Here is a 17,978-nt window from a genome sequence, read left to right on the forward strand (position 1 = left end):
CCCCAAACCCCTCCCTGTCTAAGGGGATGGGCAATGATTAAGCGCAATTTTACGGAGAATTGGTATTAGCGTCCTGGTAGCAAAGCTTGACAAAAATTTAAATGCTCAACAGCTTAGGGGGTTTTAACATTTCTGAATAAATAGAAATGGGAAAAGCTGTTTGAGAGTTGCTTTTAATTACTTAAGTGTGGATCGATCGCCCGTACTTTCATGGCGTTACAGTGGAATAGTTCGCTCGATCGATTCCCCACAAACCTACCCGCTCCTTTGTTTCCGAGATTCCTTTAAACTCAGTTCATTAATGTCTTAACGCGATCGGCAACTCTGATGGACAGCGCCAGGATAGTCAGAGTTGGGTTGGAATAGCCCGCTGTCGGGAAGACCGAGCAACTAGCAATGAACAGATTCGGGATACCATGAACCTGACAGTTCTCGTCTACCACGCCTTGTTTTGGATTGACGTGCATCCGGGTTGTACCCATGTGATGGTGCATGGCCTCTTTTTCAAATTTCAGAGGTTCCCCTTCCTGAGAAAACACTAACTGTCCATATCCAGCTTTGGCAAATTCTTCGGCCCAAATTTCTTGAACTCGTCTAGCGTTGTCAATATCAATTCGATTCAACCGCCAATGAACCTCGGTTTTGGGTTGCCCCAAGCGATCGCGTTCCGAACTGAGCATAACCCGATTATTAGGATCGGGGGCTTGCTCCATTTGGTAAAATATTTCAAATTCCGAAAACCGCCGTTTTTCGTAGGGTAAATAAGACCAATTGCCACGTTGCAAGGATGGCAATTTTCTCACAGCAGCCCAAAAGCCTGCTACTGCCAAGTAATCAGCCCCTCGCAGCACTGTACTTAGATACTGGGACAAATCCTGGGCAGGTTTGCCGTCGCGAATGGATGATATTAGCGATCGCAAAGCCAAAGCAGCTTCTCTTTGGTGTGCTAACGGTCTGGGAAATATTTGTGCGCCGTTGTTCAGTAAGCGTTCGCGGCGCAGTACTTCCTCTGTCAGTTTTACCCACCCCATGATCGGCACACCTCTTACAGTGTAGATGTCATACAGGGCAGTAATATCAAACAGCTTGCGATTGGAGGGAATTATCTTAGCACTGAGAATGGGCCGATCCATAAAATACCGACCCACCAGATCGTTTTGGTTGCCTAGTCCTGCTGGCTGTTGTTGATTCGATGCCAGCAATAAGCGAGCATTTTCCAATCCCCCTGTGGCTAAAATTACTACTTTTGCCTTCAACCAAATCTGCTTATTAGATAAACAAGCAATGCGGAGGCGAGTCACAGCTTGGGTACTCTCATCCGTTTCCAGTTCCACCACATTGGCATAAAGCAGGGTTGTGATATTTTTTGACTGCTTAATGGTTTCGCGATACTCTTGGGTGAAGGGAGTTTTGGAACCAAACTGACTGATTCGGGTAGTCATGCGATCGCTCTTAAAAGGCAACCGTACTGCTCGCTTATCTTCCCAATCTTCGGGTTCGTAGGTGTAAGGGCCGATCTTACAAAGCCGATGCGCCCGCTCATAATAGGGGTCTAAATCAGTTCTATTAATCGCCCAACCACTGTAGGGTAGCCAATCTCGTTGTTCAAAATCGATCGGATCGAGAGGTATACAGCGAAAGCCAGCATCCTTGTGACTATTTGGTGCGCCCCACCAATGAGAAGCGCCGCCAAACTGACGACGGCGGCCTTCATGCAACTGGGGATAGGGATCGCCAACGACCACTCCATCCAATAGAGATTGAGTTTCTTCATCGTAGTCAATTCCACCACTTTCCACCAAACAAACCTGGAAATTTTGGTTGGCAAACTCCAAGGCTAAGGTAATCCCTGCTGGGCCTGCACCGACAATACAAACGTGCGTTTCCAGAACTTCATCAGGTGGTAGCGATCGAGCATCAATTATCATAAGTCTTCTTTATCAATAAACTGTCTTCAGGTTCTAACTATTTACTATGTTTTTGGGAATTGTTTCTCCATCAATTGTACGTTTGTCATCTAAGTTCATCAAAAACTTGGGTAGTAAAATCCCCTATCTTTATTGAATCTTCAAAGCTAAGAGCTTATTTGTAAAGTAAAGTTTAAAGAGATCGCTACCTGTCCCGAATGCAATAGTAAGGGAAAAATGGCTCTGTTGTACTTGTGGTAGAAAACCCTGTTTTTGGCAATTAAGATTCCTTACATATCGAATCTTCCACAAATTAACAAGTTTACTAATCACTATTAAGTACAACAGAGCCATGTTTTGCCTACTTTCAAGACTGATTGACCATCGGCAGCTTACAATTCCACTCAACTAGCTTCCGAGTTATATCAGGAGGAGGATTTCGCAGTTCTTCGGCACTGCGTTGCCGAAACTGATTGTTCAGGGAGTATTTTAGTAATCCTGCGTATTCGCGTAGTAGCACCAGTGATTTGCGAGGTGCAGACCATTGATCCGACAGCGGTATCGGATAGGGAATGACCTCAAATCCAGAAGCCCGAAACACCAAGAACGATCGCATCATGTGCGGAGTATCGGTAATCAGAATAATTTTCTGCACTTCCTGGGGGTACAGTACTGCTGATGTAAACAGAGCATTTTCTTCAGTTGATTGAGAACATCGCTCCCCACTCAAGGCTGTTTTAGGAATCCCGTTCTTCTCAAATTGTTCCAGCATGAACTCAGCATCTAGCATTCCGCTGGCAAACACTCTAGATGACCGTTGCTGTTGCCAAAACTTTTCCACTTTTTCGATCCTTCTTTGGCGCAACTCATCACCACGTCCTAACACTACGATCGCTTGGACAGGCTCCCCGGTATCCTGTGGCAAGTTTGCCAGCAATCCCTGAGTTGCCAAATCCACTCCCCAAGGTGACATAATTGCCAGACAAAGCAGCAGCGTCATAGAGAAGGGAAGCATAAATCTTTTTCGCCAACGTTTAGGGCTGATCATCCAAGCAATCCCAATCAAGACGATAACAATTAATTCTTCCATCGTAGATACACTTATTTAGTACAGGCAAATTCGGTTATTTTTGGGAAAAAACAATTTTTTGGCGAAAAACCAACCCCAAAAGTCAAAGTAACTTTATTCATAACTGATGAGATTATACACTCAATCAATATAAATTTTTTCTAAATTTCTTTTAACGGGACTTAGATAAAATTTAGCCGTAAATACACTGATAAGTAAACTTAATTAATTAATTAATTGCTTACTCCGCAAGCATTCCCAGTCCCCAGTCCCCCTTTAACCAGGGTTTTCCACTACAAGTACGGAAGATCCATTTTATTTTTACAATAAGAAATTTCCGCATCTGCTGCTGAGAGAAGCAGAAGCGGAATTAACTAGCAACTTAAATTACTAAACCTTATTTAGGTTTATGATGATGCTATTTCTATAGCACTGATGGATAGAGTATTGATTCCGATTTCATTCTTAATGGTAATTAGGTTGCAAGCAAGATTTACATGAGAACCTTTGAGGGAGAACAGATGCCGCCTTAATTTTTTTTTCTCCTGGGGGCAAGTCTTATCATTTGACTGAGTTATTTCTATGTTACTGATGGATAGATTGTCTAACTCGGTTTCATTTCTGATAGTGTTCAGTGTGCGATCTAAACTGCGCTTAGGTTCATTGATGGAAAAAACCGGGGATTGTGTAGAAGAGTCATAGTACTGATTGTAAGAATTTATTGAAGAATCTTGATCCTTTGAGCCATTGGCAACAATACCCAACACATTGATAGCCGATGATCTCAGTTCTTCTAGTGTTTTTGTCAACAGGGAAACTTTTAATTTATTCAATCCAACTACCATAACAATTCCATCCACTTTGGGAGCAAGTATTTTGACATCTGCTAACCCAAACGGGGGCATATCATAAATAACCAAATCGTAGGACTCTTCAAACTTCTGCATCAAACTCTGCATCTTTTTAGAGGACAGAAGTTTGGTGGAATCTGGGGGAACTTGTCCCGAAGTTAGAACAGATAAATTACTATCCAGGTAAGAACTTTGCACTACCATATCAAAGTCCAGATTCTCTGAAGCAATTAATGTACTAAGACCAAAAGAGTTGTCTAACTCCAGGCGTTGATGAAGCTTCGGTAATCGTAAATCGGCATCTACCAACAATACCCGTTGACCCAAAACGGCAGCGGCTTGTGCCAGATAAATCGACACAGTGGATTTGCCTTCTCCCGGCATGGAGGAACTAATAATGATCGATCGAATTCGCGCATCCGGGCTAAGGAGCAAGATATTCGTGTGCAGCGATCGAAAAGCTTCGATAAACGCAGATTTTGTGTAATCTTTTAACATACCATGATGACCGCTCTTGAGTCCAAACCGTTGCTGTATTTGCTTAACCAACGCAGATATGTTGATCGCAGAAGTAATTGTTTGGAACGAAATTAACTCTTGCTTTTCTCCCGTCAGTGCTTTGTTGTGCGGAATCACCCCTAAAATTGGCAACTTAATCAACGGCTTAAGTTGATCGACAGAGCGGATCGCATTAGAGAGTTTTTCCAGCAGCAAGGCAACTCCCACACCAAGCAGCAGACCCAGAACTGCCCCTAATATACCACTGCGCTTGACATCAGCAGAAGAAGGAGTTGGGTTTGTCGGGGGGGTAAGAATTTGCCAGGGAGTTTTCCGTTGTCCAGCATCAATACGAAGAGCTTCCCGTTTTGTTAAAAACTGATCCAGGTTGTCTGTAGAAATTTTTAACTCCCTTTGAATGTCGGTATATTCACGCGAAACTGCTGATAGTTGCTTGACTTTCTGAATCAAATCTTTTTCTGTCTGAGCTAAAAATTGATTCTGCGCTTCTAATTCGCGAATTTTTGCAGCTAACTCTGCCTCTACTCTTTGCCCTTCCCTTTTTAACAATGGCAGCAGATTTTTTTCTTGATCTCGCAGTACTTGAATTTTTGGGCTGAGTTCTTGAAACACAGAGGCATCTTTTGCCGCCTGCGCTTCTATATCTTGGATCTGAGTTAATAATTTCTGGTAGTTTGCATTTCCACTTAATACTGAGGAGGCTGCTGAACTATCTTTTTGTTTTGCTAACTCCTGCTTCAAGTTTTGGTATATTGTTTGCGTTTCATTGAGTTTAACTTGGATATCAAATCGCTGTTGCCCAACCTTCGCTATCTGATCCGTCAATTGTTTTCCTTGGGAATCTGGATCGATCAGGTTGTACTGCTGTCGAAATTTCTGGAGCTGATCTTGAATGATTTCCACTCGCTTTTGCAATTGGGGTAATTGAGCTTCGACAAACTGAATTCCCTGTTGTACATCGGCTAAACGTTCTTCCAGGCTATATTTTAAATAGGCTTGTGCAACTAGGTCTAATATCTCTTTAACTTTTTTCGGATCTTTGTCCTGGTAACTCACCGCTAATATTTCACTTGCTGGATCGGGAGTGACAACTAGGTTACTGGCAATTTCATCGTAACCGATGTCGGGGTACTCAGATTCCAGTTTTTTGGCGATCGGGGACAAAACTGATGGACTCTTCAACACTTTCAGTTTGGTGGGATCGACTCCCTTGGTAGGCGCTTGCTGTCCATCTTTATTACTACTAAGGGTTTGTGGAACAGATGAAATAACCTGTGTTTCCACCGTAACTGGCTTAGTCAAAATCTCAAAACTTGCTTGATAGATCGGTTTGGTGTCACGCGCCTTAACCGAAGAGGCGACCGCAACAACTACAGCCATCCCAACAATGATTAACACCCTCCGACGTAGAGCATCCACAACCTGCCCTAAATTTAATCCACCTTCGTCATCTGTATCCTTACCTAACTGGGAATAATTGGCTTGCGGCTGCCTCTGAAAGCGACGATGTGATGCTGCTGGAATTGCTATCTTCTGAAGCTGCTGTTCGTTCTCCATTTTGATTTCTCTCTGCGCGGTTGCTCATAGGTAGTACCACAAAAATTCAGGTCTTTTGATGGAGACGAGAATCCGGGTAAGCTCCTTAGTACAGGTTGTACGGAGGGAAACAATCTTAACCTTGATGCCAATTAAATTGCTTTTTCACCAGTCTACCAACTAAAGATTCTGAAGCTAGTTTAGCATTGGTAAAGGTTATGTGTTTAACCCTATAAGTGCTACTTGATATTCCCAAGCTCAGTTTGCATATACTTTTAGTAGTTGTTCTCTAAAGAACTTAGCCAAAATTAAGAAATTATCAAGGAGACTACCTAGATTTATAAACTTACTGTGAAGAGATGCGACGATCGCGCTTGAGGTGTGACAGTCGAGTTTAACATTACAGTTTTTGAGTAAAATATTTAATTAGTAATTGCATTTTTGGCGAAGCGATCGCGCAGGGTGGCGTATAGCCCTATCGGGCATTCAAGAAAAGCCGTAACACCACTTACTTAGTAGTATCACTCTTAAGCTTATGCGTTCACGAAAATTTCTGACGATAATTCTAGTTACCTTCCTGTTGTTAGGAACCATTTATGCTGATGTAGTTCAAGCAGATGAAGGAGCAAGTGAGGAAGAAGCATATAAATCAACACCACCACAAGTCATTACACAAATCGCGATCGCAGGCATTGCTTTAAAAGTTCTTAGCTATTTCGATCTGCCTTAAATCACTTATTCTTGCCAACTATCAACTTTTTTCAACTTCTTCTGCTGCGCGTTATGATCCTGCCATCCCAACCCAATCATAGCAGCGACGAAGAGGGTATAGCCCGGTTCTTCAAGCTGAGAAAAAACTAAACCAAAGGAAAATACTGTCAACATTAAATATTTAGAAAGGTCGATTACGCAAACATAACGCCATACCAGATACGCCATGTAAAAGTAAGTTCCCAGCCCTAAATAACCTAAATCACCCCAAATACCTGCCCAACCAAACAGAGGTGAGAACATACTGGATTGATCGCCTAACCAACTATCACGAACTGCTAGCCAAACAGCTCTACTAGCTTCATGCTTAGTTGCTCCTAAAGGCCCTAGTAAACTCCAGTAAATATCCAGCATCCATCCACCTAATCTTCCTACGGTATGTCCTGGGCCAAGACCAAGCCACCAATTAAGTGGGGAGTGGTAGTAAGTAGGAACAATACGAAATGTGGCTAATTTCAATCTAGTTGCTTCCCCATCAGGCCCATAAATCTCCGGTCTAATCCAAGTTGTATAAGGCTGAAGGGCTTCAATATTGTAGATAGCCCAATAAAATGCTGCCATACCTGCGATCGCTACAATTAAATACATTATAGCTTTTCCAATATCTTTTATTGTCATAAAATAAAAAAATACATATCCGATAATGAAGGAAAGTAAGACTTGCTTAGTATCTGAAATAATTATGTGATTGAAACAAAGGAAAACGATGACAATGCGAAACCAAAGTGGCTTAGTTTTAGCACTGGCAAAATAATATACTGCAAAGGTCATAGCAACTGAACCACCGATGACATGACCTGCTCCCTGGTTAATAAAAAGTCCTTTAATATTGTCTTCTAAGCCAGAAAACTTCTCCAGATGAAAAATATATTTTTGGACGTAGGCAAAGAGCATATTCATCATCGCAAATCCAAGGATATAATTGCGGAAGCGTTGAAATCCTTCTTCTGACATTGGCAGACAAACAATTGTCAATATCAAAATAAAAGGTTCTGCTAACAGCATATAATCCAGGAAAGCGTTGATTAATCCTGCATTATTTAATAAAGCACTAGCGATTATTACGATCAGAAACAAAAATAGCGAAACCAAAAGCTTTTTTGAAATTTCAACTTGATTTCGATCTTTGCTGCGGGATGTTGTTACCACTGACCACAGGGCAAGTGGAATTGCAATAAAGTGCAGAAAGTTGATTGCGGAAGGAAATTTTAATCCAGCGAGAACTCTGGGAAATATGGCGCTGCCAATGCCAAATAGTGTGAGATTTGAGTTAGTGACGTAACCTTTTGGTTTAGCTGTAGACGATTCTAAGGTTCTAGTCATCTAAAAACCTCCGGGAGTGTCTAAGCTGAACTGATTTATCACGAAGAAACAACATGATCGGGGAAACAGGTTTGCTATCAATAGTAGTTCATTCACTATTCTAGTTATTTACCAAGATAGCCAACATAAAGAGGAATTTGTCTTCCACTGCCAATATAGCTTGGCATATTACTATAGGGTAGATTGCGAGTCTCTCCGTTGCGGGTTTCTTGAACGTAGCTGGTATAATTCGGCCCTCCTCCGAAGTTAATTTCTGCCATAGTTATGGAAATTGAAGATTCATTATTGATAAACATTGGGTCGTTTTGTTGCCCATTTGGTGCAGCAGTTGTGGTGTAAGCGAATCCACCGAGTAATTCGGTTTTTCCACCTGCTTTTGTATCAATTAATGTACCGCCCCGCTCGGTTTTGAGTCCCAAAATCCAGAGATTTCCGCCATTATTGGTGATGTGAGTTCCTTGATTCTCGACATTGAACTGGCGTGCCCAGATATTCTGCTTGTTGAATTTCCAGTTGGAACCACCAACATCTTCGAGAAATACATCGCCTGAACCAGTCATATTACCTGATACATCTAAAGAGTGGCGAATGACGATCGTCCTTGAAGAAGCATTCTCAACAGTTGGGTTCCCAAAGTAGCCTCCCTGAAAACGTTCAAATACCACTACTGGACTCTTACCTTCAACCATTTTAAAGCCGGGATAAGTTTGGTCGGACTGAGTACCGACAATCACATTTGCCTCTGTACCGATGATCCGGCGCACGTTGTTGCGAACAACAACTGTTCCCCGCAAGTGATAAGTTCCATTGGGAAAGTAAACTGTGGTTTTCCCGGAATCGATCGCCTTTTGAACCGCCGCTGTATCATCTCGATCGTCATTCGATTTTGCCCCAAAAGAAACTACATTCGCCCAAGAGGTGGGATCGTCCCAAGGCACATCTGGAGTTTCTCGAATTGGCAGGTTAAGAGTTCGCATTGGTGAGGGAAACAGACTCATCACTTTACCAGAGACAAATTCAGTGATATTTGGCCCAACCTGCTTAGTATCACCATCTAGAATCGCTGATTGATAGCCCGATGTTTGAGTATTGCGAACTAGCAGATTCACAGGATATTTACTTTGAATCGCAGGTTTATCAGCAGCGTCATCCGTACCAGTCAACGAGGAATCAATTAAAGTCATTCGTCCTCCAGCGTTATAAATCGCTGTTACCTCGTTGGTGCTGTTTAATCCCCGAATATTAACTACTTGACCTCCGTTATAAAACCCATATACCTTTTGATTCTGAAGCGTGATGTTTTCAAAAGTCTGGCTGTTGACGCTGAAGCCTGTTTTGATTCCATTTTGAAAACCCCGAATCGTTACGTTCTTAACCAGCAAAGGGCCTATTTCATCGGTAAAACTCAGATCTAAGCCATTGATGCCCTTTCCATCTGTCGATCGAATCGTGACTTCGCGCACAGTTCCTTGGTTGCTGGCGTTGAACTGAATGCCGATCGCACCTTCATTTCCCACTCCTGTATCCAGTGTCAAGTTCCGAATCGAGTTACGGAATCTTTGGGCGGGGCTAGGGCCTGTAAAAATTACCGCTTTTGGTTCATCATCATTTGTGTACCCAGGTGCATTATCCTTTAACTTAATAATCGTTCCCTGCTGGCTTTGTCCTTGGAGAATAATGTTTTTGTAGTCATCCCCCTTACCCGTACCTGCTGCCCAACTTAAGCGATCGGAAACCAGGTAAGTTCCATTTGGCAGATAGATAATTTTCCCCCCATTGGGATAGGCATTCAACGCTGCTTGAATCGCCGCTGTATCATCACTCACCCCATCCCCTTTAGCCCCAAATTGAGTTTTCACATTGATGACTCCAGCATCGGCAGGAAACACTATGTTCTCAGTCTTTGTGCTATTTGCCTGACTCACCCAGAAACTTGCTGGCAAGGATGTCGGAGTGAGATTACTCTGGCTATTGCTTATTAAACTTAAAAAAAGTAAAGCCATATTTGACTTAACTATCAAAGCATAACTTAGTCTCAAAAAGATTAAGAGTAATAAAACCATAGGAATCAACCAGTACTTGCGCTTAGAAACCATTCGTTAAAAGTTTAAGATGAATTGCAATTTTTCAATTTGGAAGAAAAACTGGGATCTACTTCAACGCATCCTCTCCCCAAGTTTATAATAATTATTGCTCAGGTGATTTATTTGTTTTTTGTTCATGATTTTCTAGATAATATTAACTGATAACGCAAATATTATAGCGATAAAATTGACAGTAATGAAACACTCATTAAAAGAACAAATATCAATAGACATTTCCAGAAATTCAAGGTGCGTTACCACCGAACCCTTGTAGTTGTATACAACGTCTCTACAAGGGTTCGGTGGTTTGGCTATTTTTTTGACAAGAGTGATGAATGAAATAGCGTTAATTTAACACTGCAACTTGATTTATTAGGTAGCCTTTGCTGCTTGTTGAATTCTCTTGCGGCTTTCAGGGGATAAAACTTGATTCCAGACCCGACGAAGAGAATACTGAGGACTTAAGATAGTTGCCAGTGTCAAATAAAAAACTGATGGCAAATATTGCTTCTCTCCATATAGCAACCCCGACTTTCTATAAAAAAACATTCCCAGTTCATATATGTATGTTTGTAAGCGTTTTAGAGCGGGTTCTTTCCGATTCTGTTCCACAAACTCTTCAAAGGTAAGTTCTTCTTTGATACCTGCCAACCTCTTTCGATGACGATCCACTAGATACGTAGTCATTAACTTATGGTGAAAAAACCCTGTCATAGATGCACTTTTGGAATGTACCCGAAACAAAAGTAGTGGTTCTGGAACTGTCAATATTGGCCCGTACTGAGACATTCGATCGCTCAAATCAAGATCTTCACCATGAGTATATTTGGGATTATAACCACCCGCTTTTAAAAAAGCCTCTTTGTTCAGTACAAGGGTAGGCACACAAAATCCGGGAAGATGCCCCTCTGCTCTAGCATTATAAAACTCTTCTTCACTAGTTATACCCCATTTTGAGAAGCTAAGAATTTCATTCCTAGTATTGATGTGATAAACGTAAGTTGACCATCCCACTACTTTAGGGTTTTCTTGTATTGCTTTAATCTGCTTCTCAAATTTTTCCGGTAGGGCAATGTCATCGGCATCCATGATTGCAATCCAGGGATATTTTGATTCGCTAACTCCTAAATTTCTCACAGCGCTCATCCCGATATGACTGCTTTGAATCACACGAACCCTAGAGTCTTTTTCGGCGTAGCGTTTAGCAATTTCTAAGGTATTGTCTGTAGAACCGTCATCAACAATAATAAATTCAAATTCTCGGTATGTCTGATTCAGAATACTTTCGATCGCCTGAGCGATAAATTCCGAAGCATTATAAGCTGCCATGATTACACTGATCATAGATTCTCCTTTTATATCAAAGCTTTTGTAAAGCTGAAGCACTTTCTCAACCAGACCAATGATGAAAAAAATCACTAAATACGAATAGATCTCCCGTACTTGATGTAGATTAATAAACCTGATTAATTAATGAAGTCTTGCTCCAGTTCCTACAACTAAGGTTTGCCACTACAACTACAACAGAGAGTCTGCCGATATATTAACTCTTAGGGCGACTAAATAGAAATTCCGTAAAGCTACGGTTTATTAAATTTTACATAAGCTTGACATTTCTAGGGGTTTTTGTGAAAATTAGGTAAATCTGTAACCAAAGTAACCAAGTTTTCACTAGATGTATTAATCTGGATAAAAGCAAATACTGAACATAAGTAGATATCTACTTCAGTGAACGATAACAACCTTTGGGTATTTCAGTACTAGACAAATATCAAGATTAAGATTGGTTAAACAAATATGTTCAACTTTGGGCCTGCACCTAAAAATCGACTTTACACAGGTCTTAATAGTTACCTGATGTTTTTAGGCTATGCTGTTGGTGGGCGATTTCAACAAAGCAGAAAAGATGTAGAAGTTTTTGAAAAAGCTCTTGCTAAACGCTTTGGTACTGAATATGCAGTCTGCACTTATCAGTGCCGAGTGGGAATATATCTGGCTGTCAAAGGTTTGATTAAACCAGGACAAGAAGTAATTCTGTCACCCTACACCATTACTGATGTGATCAACATGGTGATTTTTGCGGGTGGTCGTCCTGTATTTGCTGATGTTGACCGGGAAACCTGTAATATATCTGTTGCTGAAGTAGAAAGGCTGATAAATGCCAATACAGGAGCAGTATTAATTACTCATTTACACGGATTAGCGGCTGAGGGGAAACGAATTAAGGAAATTTGCGATCGCTATAATGTTCCCATGATTGAAGATGCCGCCCAATCCTTTGGTGTTGTTGAGCAAGGAAAACCCGTAGGCACCATTGGTGATGTAGGTGCATTCAGCTTTGAAATGCACAAGAATTTAACTACTTGGCTGGGAGGAGTAGTAGTTACCAATCGGAAAGATTTAGCAGAAAAGATTCGTGCTGAATTAAACAATTTCACTAATGCCCCACTTCCTGGTATTAAACGCAAAGTCAAGTCAGGTTTGATACATGATATCGCTGGCTCTCCTGTGATATTTCAACTATTGACTTACCCACTCCTGCGATATAGCTATTTAAATAAAGTTGAATCTATTAACGACATCTTTCGCAGGAAGCCTCAAGTAAGTAAGCCAGCAACAGAACTCCCCGAAGAGTATAAGTCCTGGTATACTCCGTTTCAGGCGCGACTTGGTTTATCACAACTTAATCATATCGATCGCGATATCAAAACAAGAATTGACAATGCCCTGCTTTATTATGAAGGGTTGAAGGATATTGATGAATTAATTTTGTCTCCTCTGCGAACAGACGGCTCAAATACTTATCTGTGGTTCCCAATTCAATATTCCAACCGGGAAGAACTGCTGAAATTCATGTACGTTAATGGTCGAGACATTGCTGCTGGACATTTTACCAGTACGGCTGATTCGCCCAGATTTCAGGAATACTATCGTGATTGTCCTAATGCTAGAAAAGTTGAGAAAGAGCTAATTTATTTACCAACATACCCTAGCTATTCTCGTCATGAAATTGAGCAAAATATCAAGGTAATTCGGCAATACTTTGCTTCTCGCGTGCAACCTGTCACCAGACAAACAGTTGGAGTAAGTAGCTAAATTTACCTAAAAACCGCTTTTCATCCCCCTACTTGGGACTTTCACGTTATGCAGGCTCTAAAAAAATCTGCTCGTTTGCATTCACTTGATGCCTTTCGCGGGATAACAATCGCTGGAATGCTCCTAGTGAATACAGCGAGCCTTTCTCAGTCGATTCATCCCTGGCTAGCCCATGCTTATTGGAATGGATGTACCTTCGCAGATTGGGTATTTCCTTTCTTCTTGTTTATCGTTGGGGTAGCGATGGCCTTTTCCTTGGCTAAATATAGTCAGGATTGTAAACCAACAAGAGCTTTGTATTGGCGAGTGCTGCGGCGTGGAGTTCTCTTGTTTGTTGTGGGTGTAATGCTGAATGCCTTTTTGAGTGACGGATGGGGTTCAATTCAGATCTCAGGGGTGCTGCAACGGATTAGTTTGGCATATATGGCAACCGCTGTGATTGTTCTCAACCTCCCTCGTAAAGCTCAGTGGGGAGTCACTGCCTTACTGTTATTGGGGTATTGGGTAGCATATATAGCCTTTCCCGTTGCTGAACCCGTGTATAAGCCAGACGTAGCTGCCGCAGAACTTGGCAAGTTTGGTGTTATGAGTTATTTTGGCATGATGAGTACGATCGCCATTGTTTTGCTGGGCTATTTTACTGGCTACTGGTTGCGAACGGAAGCGGTCAAGAAAAATCTCCGCACCTCCGATCAAAGTATGACAATGGTTCTGTTTGGTCTAAGCAGTGCTGTAATAGGACTGCTCTGGAGCATCTGGCTTCCACTTAATAAGAAACTGTGGACTAGTTCATACGCAATGTTTACCGTTGGACTAGCATTAATTTTGTTAGCAGTTTGTTATGAGTTGATTGAAGTCCGGGGCTACCGACGTTGGAGCTATCCAGCACAAGTTTTAGGCTTAAACGCCCTCTTTATATTTGCTACCTCAGATTTGGTAATTACAGTCTTGGAAAAAATCCACATAGGTAGTGGAAGTAGTGCTCCATCTAGCTATATCTGGCTAAATGAACATATTTTTTGGAATTTGTCTGGAAGTGCCACTGCTGGATTTCTATTTGCCTTATTTGCTGTCTTGTTTTGGTGGTTGGTCGCCTACTGTTTATATTGGCGACGCTGGTTTATTAGTCTCTAGATCGCTGGCTCAGTTGGCTTCAGAGGACTGATGCTCAGGACAAAGAGATAGGGACAGGCAGCGATCGATTTTTAGCAGTTTTTTGAGAATTGTATAAATTTGATTAATTTGGAGAATGATTGATTTATAATTAGTTGGATTCCAATTCACAAAACTAGAATTTCCACACTACAAGCATAAGAAAGCCTGAAATTTATTACTAAGCTTTTGCAAATTTTTCAACTTTTTGATGACTACTAATCTCAATTTAAACGTGAAGGAGGAAAAATGTTTATTGACGCGGAAACACTTGAAGATAAATCAATTTTTAATTCAGATATTGCAGTTGTAGGTGCAGGCCCAGCAGGTATTGTCACGGCACTAGAACTAGCTAAATCTGGATACGAAGTTGCCTTAATCGAAAGCGGACGCTTGGATTTCAGCGAAGCAATTCAAAAACTCGGTGAAGCCAGTTACTACGACCCAAAAGTTCATGCACCGATGACCGAATGTACCCGCAGACAGGTAGGTGGGACATCTATTATCTGGGGTGGGCGTTGTTTGCCTTACGATCCAGTGGATTTTGACAAACGAGACTATATTCCTTATTCATCTTGGCCTGTTACCTACGAAGAACTAGAACCTTATTTCCAAAAGGCTTGTGATTACTTCTTTTGTGGCAAAGCTGAATTTGATATCAATAATATATCAACTATTAAACAGAAGTCGATCGTTCCTGGTTTACCTGATGAAGAAACAATGACCTCAACCTTAGAACGGTGGTCTCTTCCTACCAACTTTGGTAAAGAGTACCATCAGGAGTTGAAGCAGTATGAACGAATCAAATTGCTGTATGGCTTAACTTGTACGGAAATTGAAACTAACGATTCGGGAAATCAAGTTGAGGTAATTCAGGCAAAAACTTTAGGTGGTAAAACTATTCGGATAAAAGCTGAGAAATTTATTTTGGCGGGGGGTGCTTTAAACAGCACAAGGTTGCTTTTGGCATCTGATAAAAAACATCCAGGTGGGATTGGCAATCATAGCGGGCTTCTGGGAAGATTTTATATGGGACATCTTTCAGGAGATATTGCCACTGTTCGTTTTACAACCCCGCCTCAAGAGACAGTTTTCGGGTTCGATCGAGATTCAGATAATATTTATTTACGGCGGCGATTCTCCTTCACTCGCGAGTTTTTACACGAAAAACAACTTACTAACATTGTGGCTTGGCTAGGATCGCCTAAATTTAATGAGCCATCGCATGGCAATGGAATATTATCCTTGGCTTATCTAGCACTAACCGCACCTGTTTTGGGAAACTACTTAACTTCAACAGCTATTAAGAACTCCTTAGTAGGAAAGGATAAAGCAATTTATCAAGCGCACTTGATGAATGTGCTGAAAGATTTTGGCAAGTTAGTTTCTTTCATTCCTAACTTTGCTTATGGAAGATTCGTTGCTAAAAGAAAGATTCCTGCCTTGTTTGTATATAGTGCTGCTAATGAATACCCCCTGCACTACCACAGTGAACAAATCCCAAATTTCGACAGTACGGTTAGCTTGTCTAATGATACCGATGAATTAGGTATGCGGAGACTAAATATTGACCTTCGCTGTACTCCTCAAGACATTGATAGTGTGGTCAGAGCTCACCAATACTGGGATGAACATTTGCGGAAGCATGGATGTGGCTATTTGAAATATCTAACTGACGATCCTGAAGCGAGTGTATGGGAACAAGCTGGGGATGGATTCCATCAAGTTGGCACAACTCGGATGTCAGAAAATCCCAGCGATGGGGTAGTCGGAAAAAATTGCAATATTCATGGAGTTGATAATCTGTTTGTTGCTAGTAGTTCTAATTTTGTAACTTCTGGTCAAGCAAATTCTACGTTCATGATTGTTGTATTTGCTTTGAAATTGGTAGATCATCTAAAGGCAAATCTTAGTTCCTCTGTTGTCTCGGCTCCGGGATTGACAGAGAATTTAAATACCAGTCTTTCTAAAGGATAAGAGGTGAGAAAGCTGCTAACTGCTTGAAAAGTGGTTAGGACTTAGGCACTGAGATCCCCCAACCCCCTTAAAAAGGGGGCTATTAAGTTCCCCCGTGATGTTAATAGCGAAGCTTCCTCTGGTTCCCCCCTTGTTAAGGGGGGCTAGGGGGGATCTAGGTTTCAGGCTCCAGAGTGCGTAAGTCCTGCCACGTCGCATACCACTTTTGAGAATCCACGCTATTTTAAAGCGTGAAGAAGTCGATGAGTGATGATTTTTATCAAATACTAGCGATCGATTTTTTACTAAGGGCAGACTCGTAAATTTCGATTAATCGCTTATAGTTGTCTGCTGCTGTATACTTGGCTTCAAATTCAGCACGGGCTGATTGGCGCATTTGGCTGAGTGCATCGGGATTAACCAATAGCCAATTGATTTTTTCTGCTAAGTCGGTAGGATCGCTAGGATTGAAAAGTAAGCCAGTGCGTTGGTGATCGATAAGTTCTGTAATCGCTCCGATTTTTGAGGCGACGACGGGTGTACCTTTGGCAAAGGATTCGATCGCCACCCGCCCAAAAGTCTCGTACCACTCGGAAGGAAACACAAAAAACGCTGCGTTCCCCATGACTTCATAAACTTGTTCCAGGGGAATCCGTCCCAACCACTCAATCTCTGGCATTTCTTTGATTGCTTCGGTTACTAATCCTTTCATTGGGCCATCACCGACGATTTTGAGTGGAACTTTACCTCCTAGTTGTCTCCAGGCATCAAGCATTACCCCCAGCCCTTTTTCTACCGATAGCCGCCCGACAAATAGCCCATAGCCGCCCTTTCCATCGCCAATTTCCGGCGGAGGATAGAGAAAATTGGTTTTAAACGCCAATTTTTCGGCAGGGATTCCGCCTTGAATGAACTTATCCATTGCAAATCGGCTGTAAGCAATGAATACATCTACCGCTTGCGTCCAAGTACCGATTAACGAATGAAAGCTGACTGTAGTAGCAACCATTGCACTAGCCGGACGACTATTGCGATAGCAACCGTGAATAACTCCAGGTAGGGGAAAGGGTTTGCCCAAACAATCTTCACATATCTTGCCTTCGCGGAAAAATAGGGCGTTAGGACAAAGCAACCGATAGTTATGTAAAGTTTGGACTACGGGAATACCTTCATCTTTAACAGCATGATAAGCTGCGGGGGAAATTAGGGGAAAAGTGTTGTGGAAGTGAACGATTTGGGGTTTTTTGTCGCGGATGAGCGATCGGAGATCTCGGTAAACCTTGCTGTTCCACACCGCATTTTTCACCACCAGAAAAGGATTCATTCCTGGAATATCATCATTGTCTTGGGTGTAGTGTAAAACTTCATGACCGTAAGATTCCAACAATGCACTTTCCGTAGACCAAATTTGCTCCTCGCCCCCAGGTTGTTGATAGTAATTATGAACTGTCAGGATTCGCATTGGTTTAACTAGTAATTAAGTACGGGAAAACAAATAAAGGTAAGGATAGTTAACGATCGATTACTAAGATAAGAGTACCATTCTCAACCAGAGTTTGTTTACGAAAAATCCAGGTTTCAGGTTCAATTATTTGCTAAACCAGGTTTTTAGCCTTGGTGCAATATCTGATACCAATTCTCTATGAAGATGCGCTGAATGAACCCCACCCCAAACCCCTCCCCGTCCACAGGGAGGGGCTAATGATTTAGAATA

General features: G+C 41.8%; 11 protein-coding genes. 4 read left to right on the forward strand and 7 right to left on the reverse strand.

Features of this window, described 5'->3' with window-relative positions:
• Positions 1 to 290 precede the first annotated feature (290 nt).
• The 3 genes from IQ264_RS25125 to IQ264_RS25135 form a co-directional block, all read right to left on the reverse strand.
• Positions 291 to 1,928 carry a GMC oxidoreductase gene (locus IQ264_RS25125; RefSeq protein ID WP_193984044.1) on the reverse strand — a complete coding sequence of 546 codons (1,638 nt, stop codon included), beginning with the start codon at positions 1,926 to 1,928 and terminating at the stop codon, positions 291 to 293.
• Positions 1,929 to 2,274: 346 nt separating this feature from the next.
• The gene (locus IQ264_RS25130) at positions 2,275 to 2,997 is read right to left on the reverse strand and encodes a YdcF family protein (RefSeq protein ID WP_193984046.1); all 723 of its coding nucleotides are present in this window, start codon (positions 2,995 to 2,997) and stop codon (positions 2,275 to 2,277) included.
• A 386-nt stretch (positions 2,998 to 3,383) separates the two neighbouring features.
• Complete coding sequence (locus IQ264_RS25135) at positions 3,384 to 5,903, reverse strand: GumC family protein (protein WP_193984048.1); 2,520 nt, start codon at positions 5,901 to 5,903, stop codon at positions 3,384 to 3,386.
• 514 nt (positions 5,904 to 6,417) lie between these two features.
• Here IQ264_RS25135 and IQ264_RS25140 point away from each other — a divergent pair.
• The gene (locus IQ264_RS25140) at positions 6,418 to 6,612 is read left to right on the forward strand and encodes a hypothetical protein (protein ID WP_193984050.1); all 195 of its coding nucleotides are present in this window, start codon (positions 6,418 to 6,420) and stop codon (positions 6,610 to 6,612) included.
• Positions 6,613 to 6,617: 5 nt separating this feature from the next.
• Here IQ264_RS25140 and IQ264_RS25145 read toward each other — a convergent pair whose 3' ends face one another.
• The 3 genes from IQ264_RS25145 to IQ264_RS25155 all read right to left on the reverse strand — a co-directional run bounded on the left by IQ264_RS25145 (position 6,618) and on the right by IQ264_RS25155 (position 11,404).
• Positions 6,618 to 7,976: a hypothetical protein gene (locus IQ264_RS25145; RefSeq protein ID WP_193984052.1), complete on the reverse strand. Its 1,359-nt coding sequence runs from the start codon at positions 7,974 to 7,976 to the stop codon at positions 6,618 to 6,620.
• A gap of 104 nt (positions 7,977 to 8,080) precedes the next feature.
• Positions 8,081 to 9,979 carry a glycoside hydrolase family 55 protein gene (locus tag IQ264_RS25150; RefSeq protein WP_193984054.1) on the reverse strand — a complete coding sequence of 633 codons (1,899 nt, stop codon included), beginning with the start codon at positions 9,977 to 9,979 and terminating at the stop codon, positions 8,081 to 8,083.
• A gap of 453 nt (positions 9,980 to 10,432) precedes the next feature.
• Positions 10,433 to 11,404, reverse strand: coding sequence for a glycosyltransferase family 2 protein (locus IQ264_RS25155; protein WP_193984056.1), 972 nt, complete (start codon positions 11,402 to 11,404; stop codon positions 10,433 to 10,435).
• A gap of 453 nt (positions 11,405 to 11,857) precedes the next feature.
• Here IQ264_RS25155 and IQ264_RS25160 point away from each other — a divergent pair, with 453 nt between their 5' ends.
• From IQ264_RS25160 to IQ264_RS25170, 3 genes are all read left to right on the forward strand, one after another.
• Positions 11,858 to 13,156, forward strand: a complete 1,299-nt coding sequence (locus tag IQ264_RS25160) for a DegT/DnrJ/EryC1/StrS family aminotransferase (RefSeq protein ID WP_193984058.1) — start codon at positions 11,858 to 11,860, stop codon at positions 13,154 to 13,156.
• A 48-nt stretch (positions 13,157 to 13,204) separates the two neighbouring features.
• A complete protein-coding gene (locus IQ264_RS25165) occupies positions 13,205 to 14,290 on the forward strand; it encodes an acyltransferase family protein (protein WP_193984060.1) in 1,086 nt (361 codons plus the stop codon).
• 267 nt (positions 14,291 to 14,557) lie between these two features.
• Positions 14,558 to 16,285: an FAD-dependent oxidoreductase gene (locus IQ264_RS25170; protein WP_193984063.1), complete on the forward strand. Its 1,728-nt coding sequence runs from the start codon at positions 14,558 to 14,560 to the stop codon at positions 16,283 to 16,285.
• Positions 16,286 to 16,544: 259 nt separating this feature from the next.
• Here the strand turns inward: IQ264_RS25170 and IQ264_RS25175 are convergent, their stop codons facing one another.
• A complete protein-coding gene (locus tag IQ264_RS25175) occupies positions 16,545 to 17,726 on the reverse strand; it encodes a glycosyltransferase (protein ID WP_193984065.1) in 1,182 nt (393 codons plus the stop codon).
• Positions 17,727 to 17,978: the final 252 nt, after the last annotated feature.

Origin of the sequence: [Phormidium] sp. LEGE 05292 (genome assembly GCF_015207735.1) — a bacterium.
GTDB lineage: Bacteria > Cyanobacteriota > Cyanobacteriia > Cyanobacteriales > Aerosakkonemataceae > Floridanema.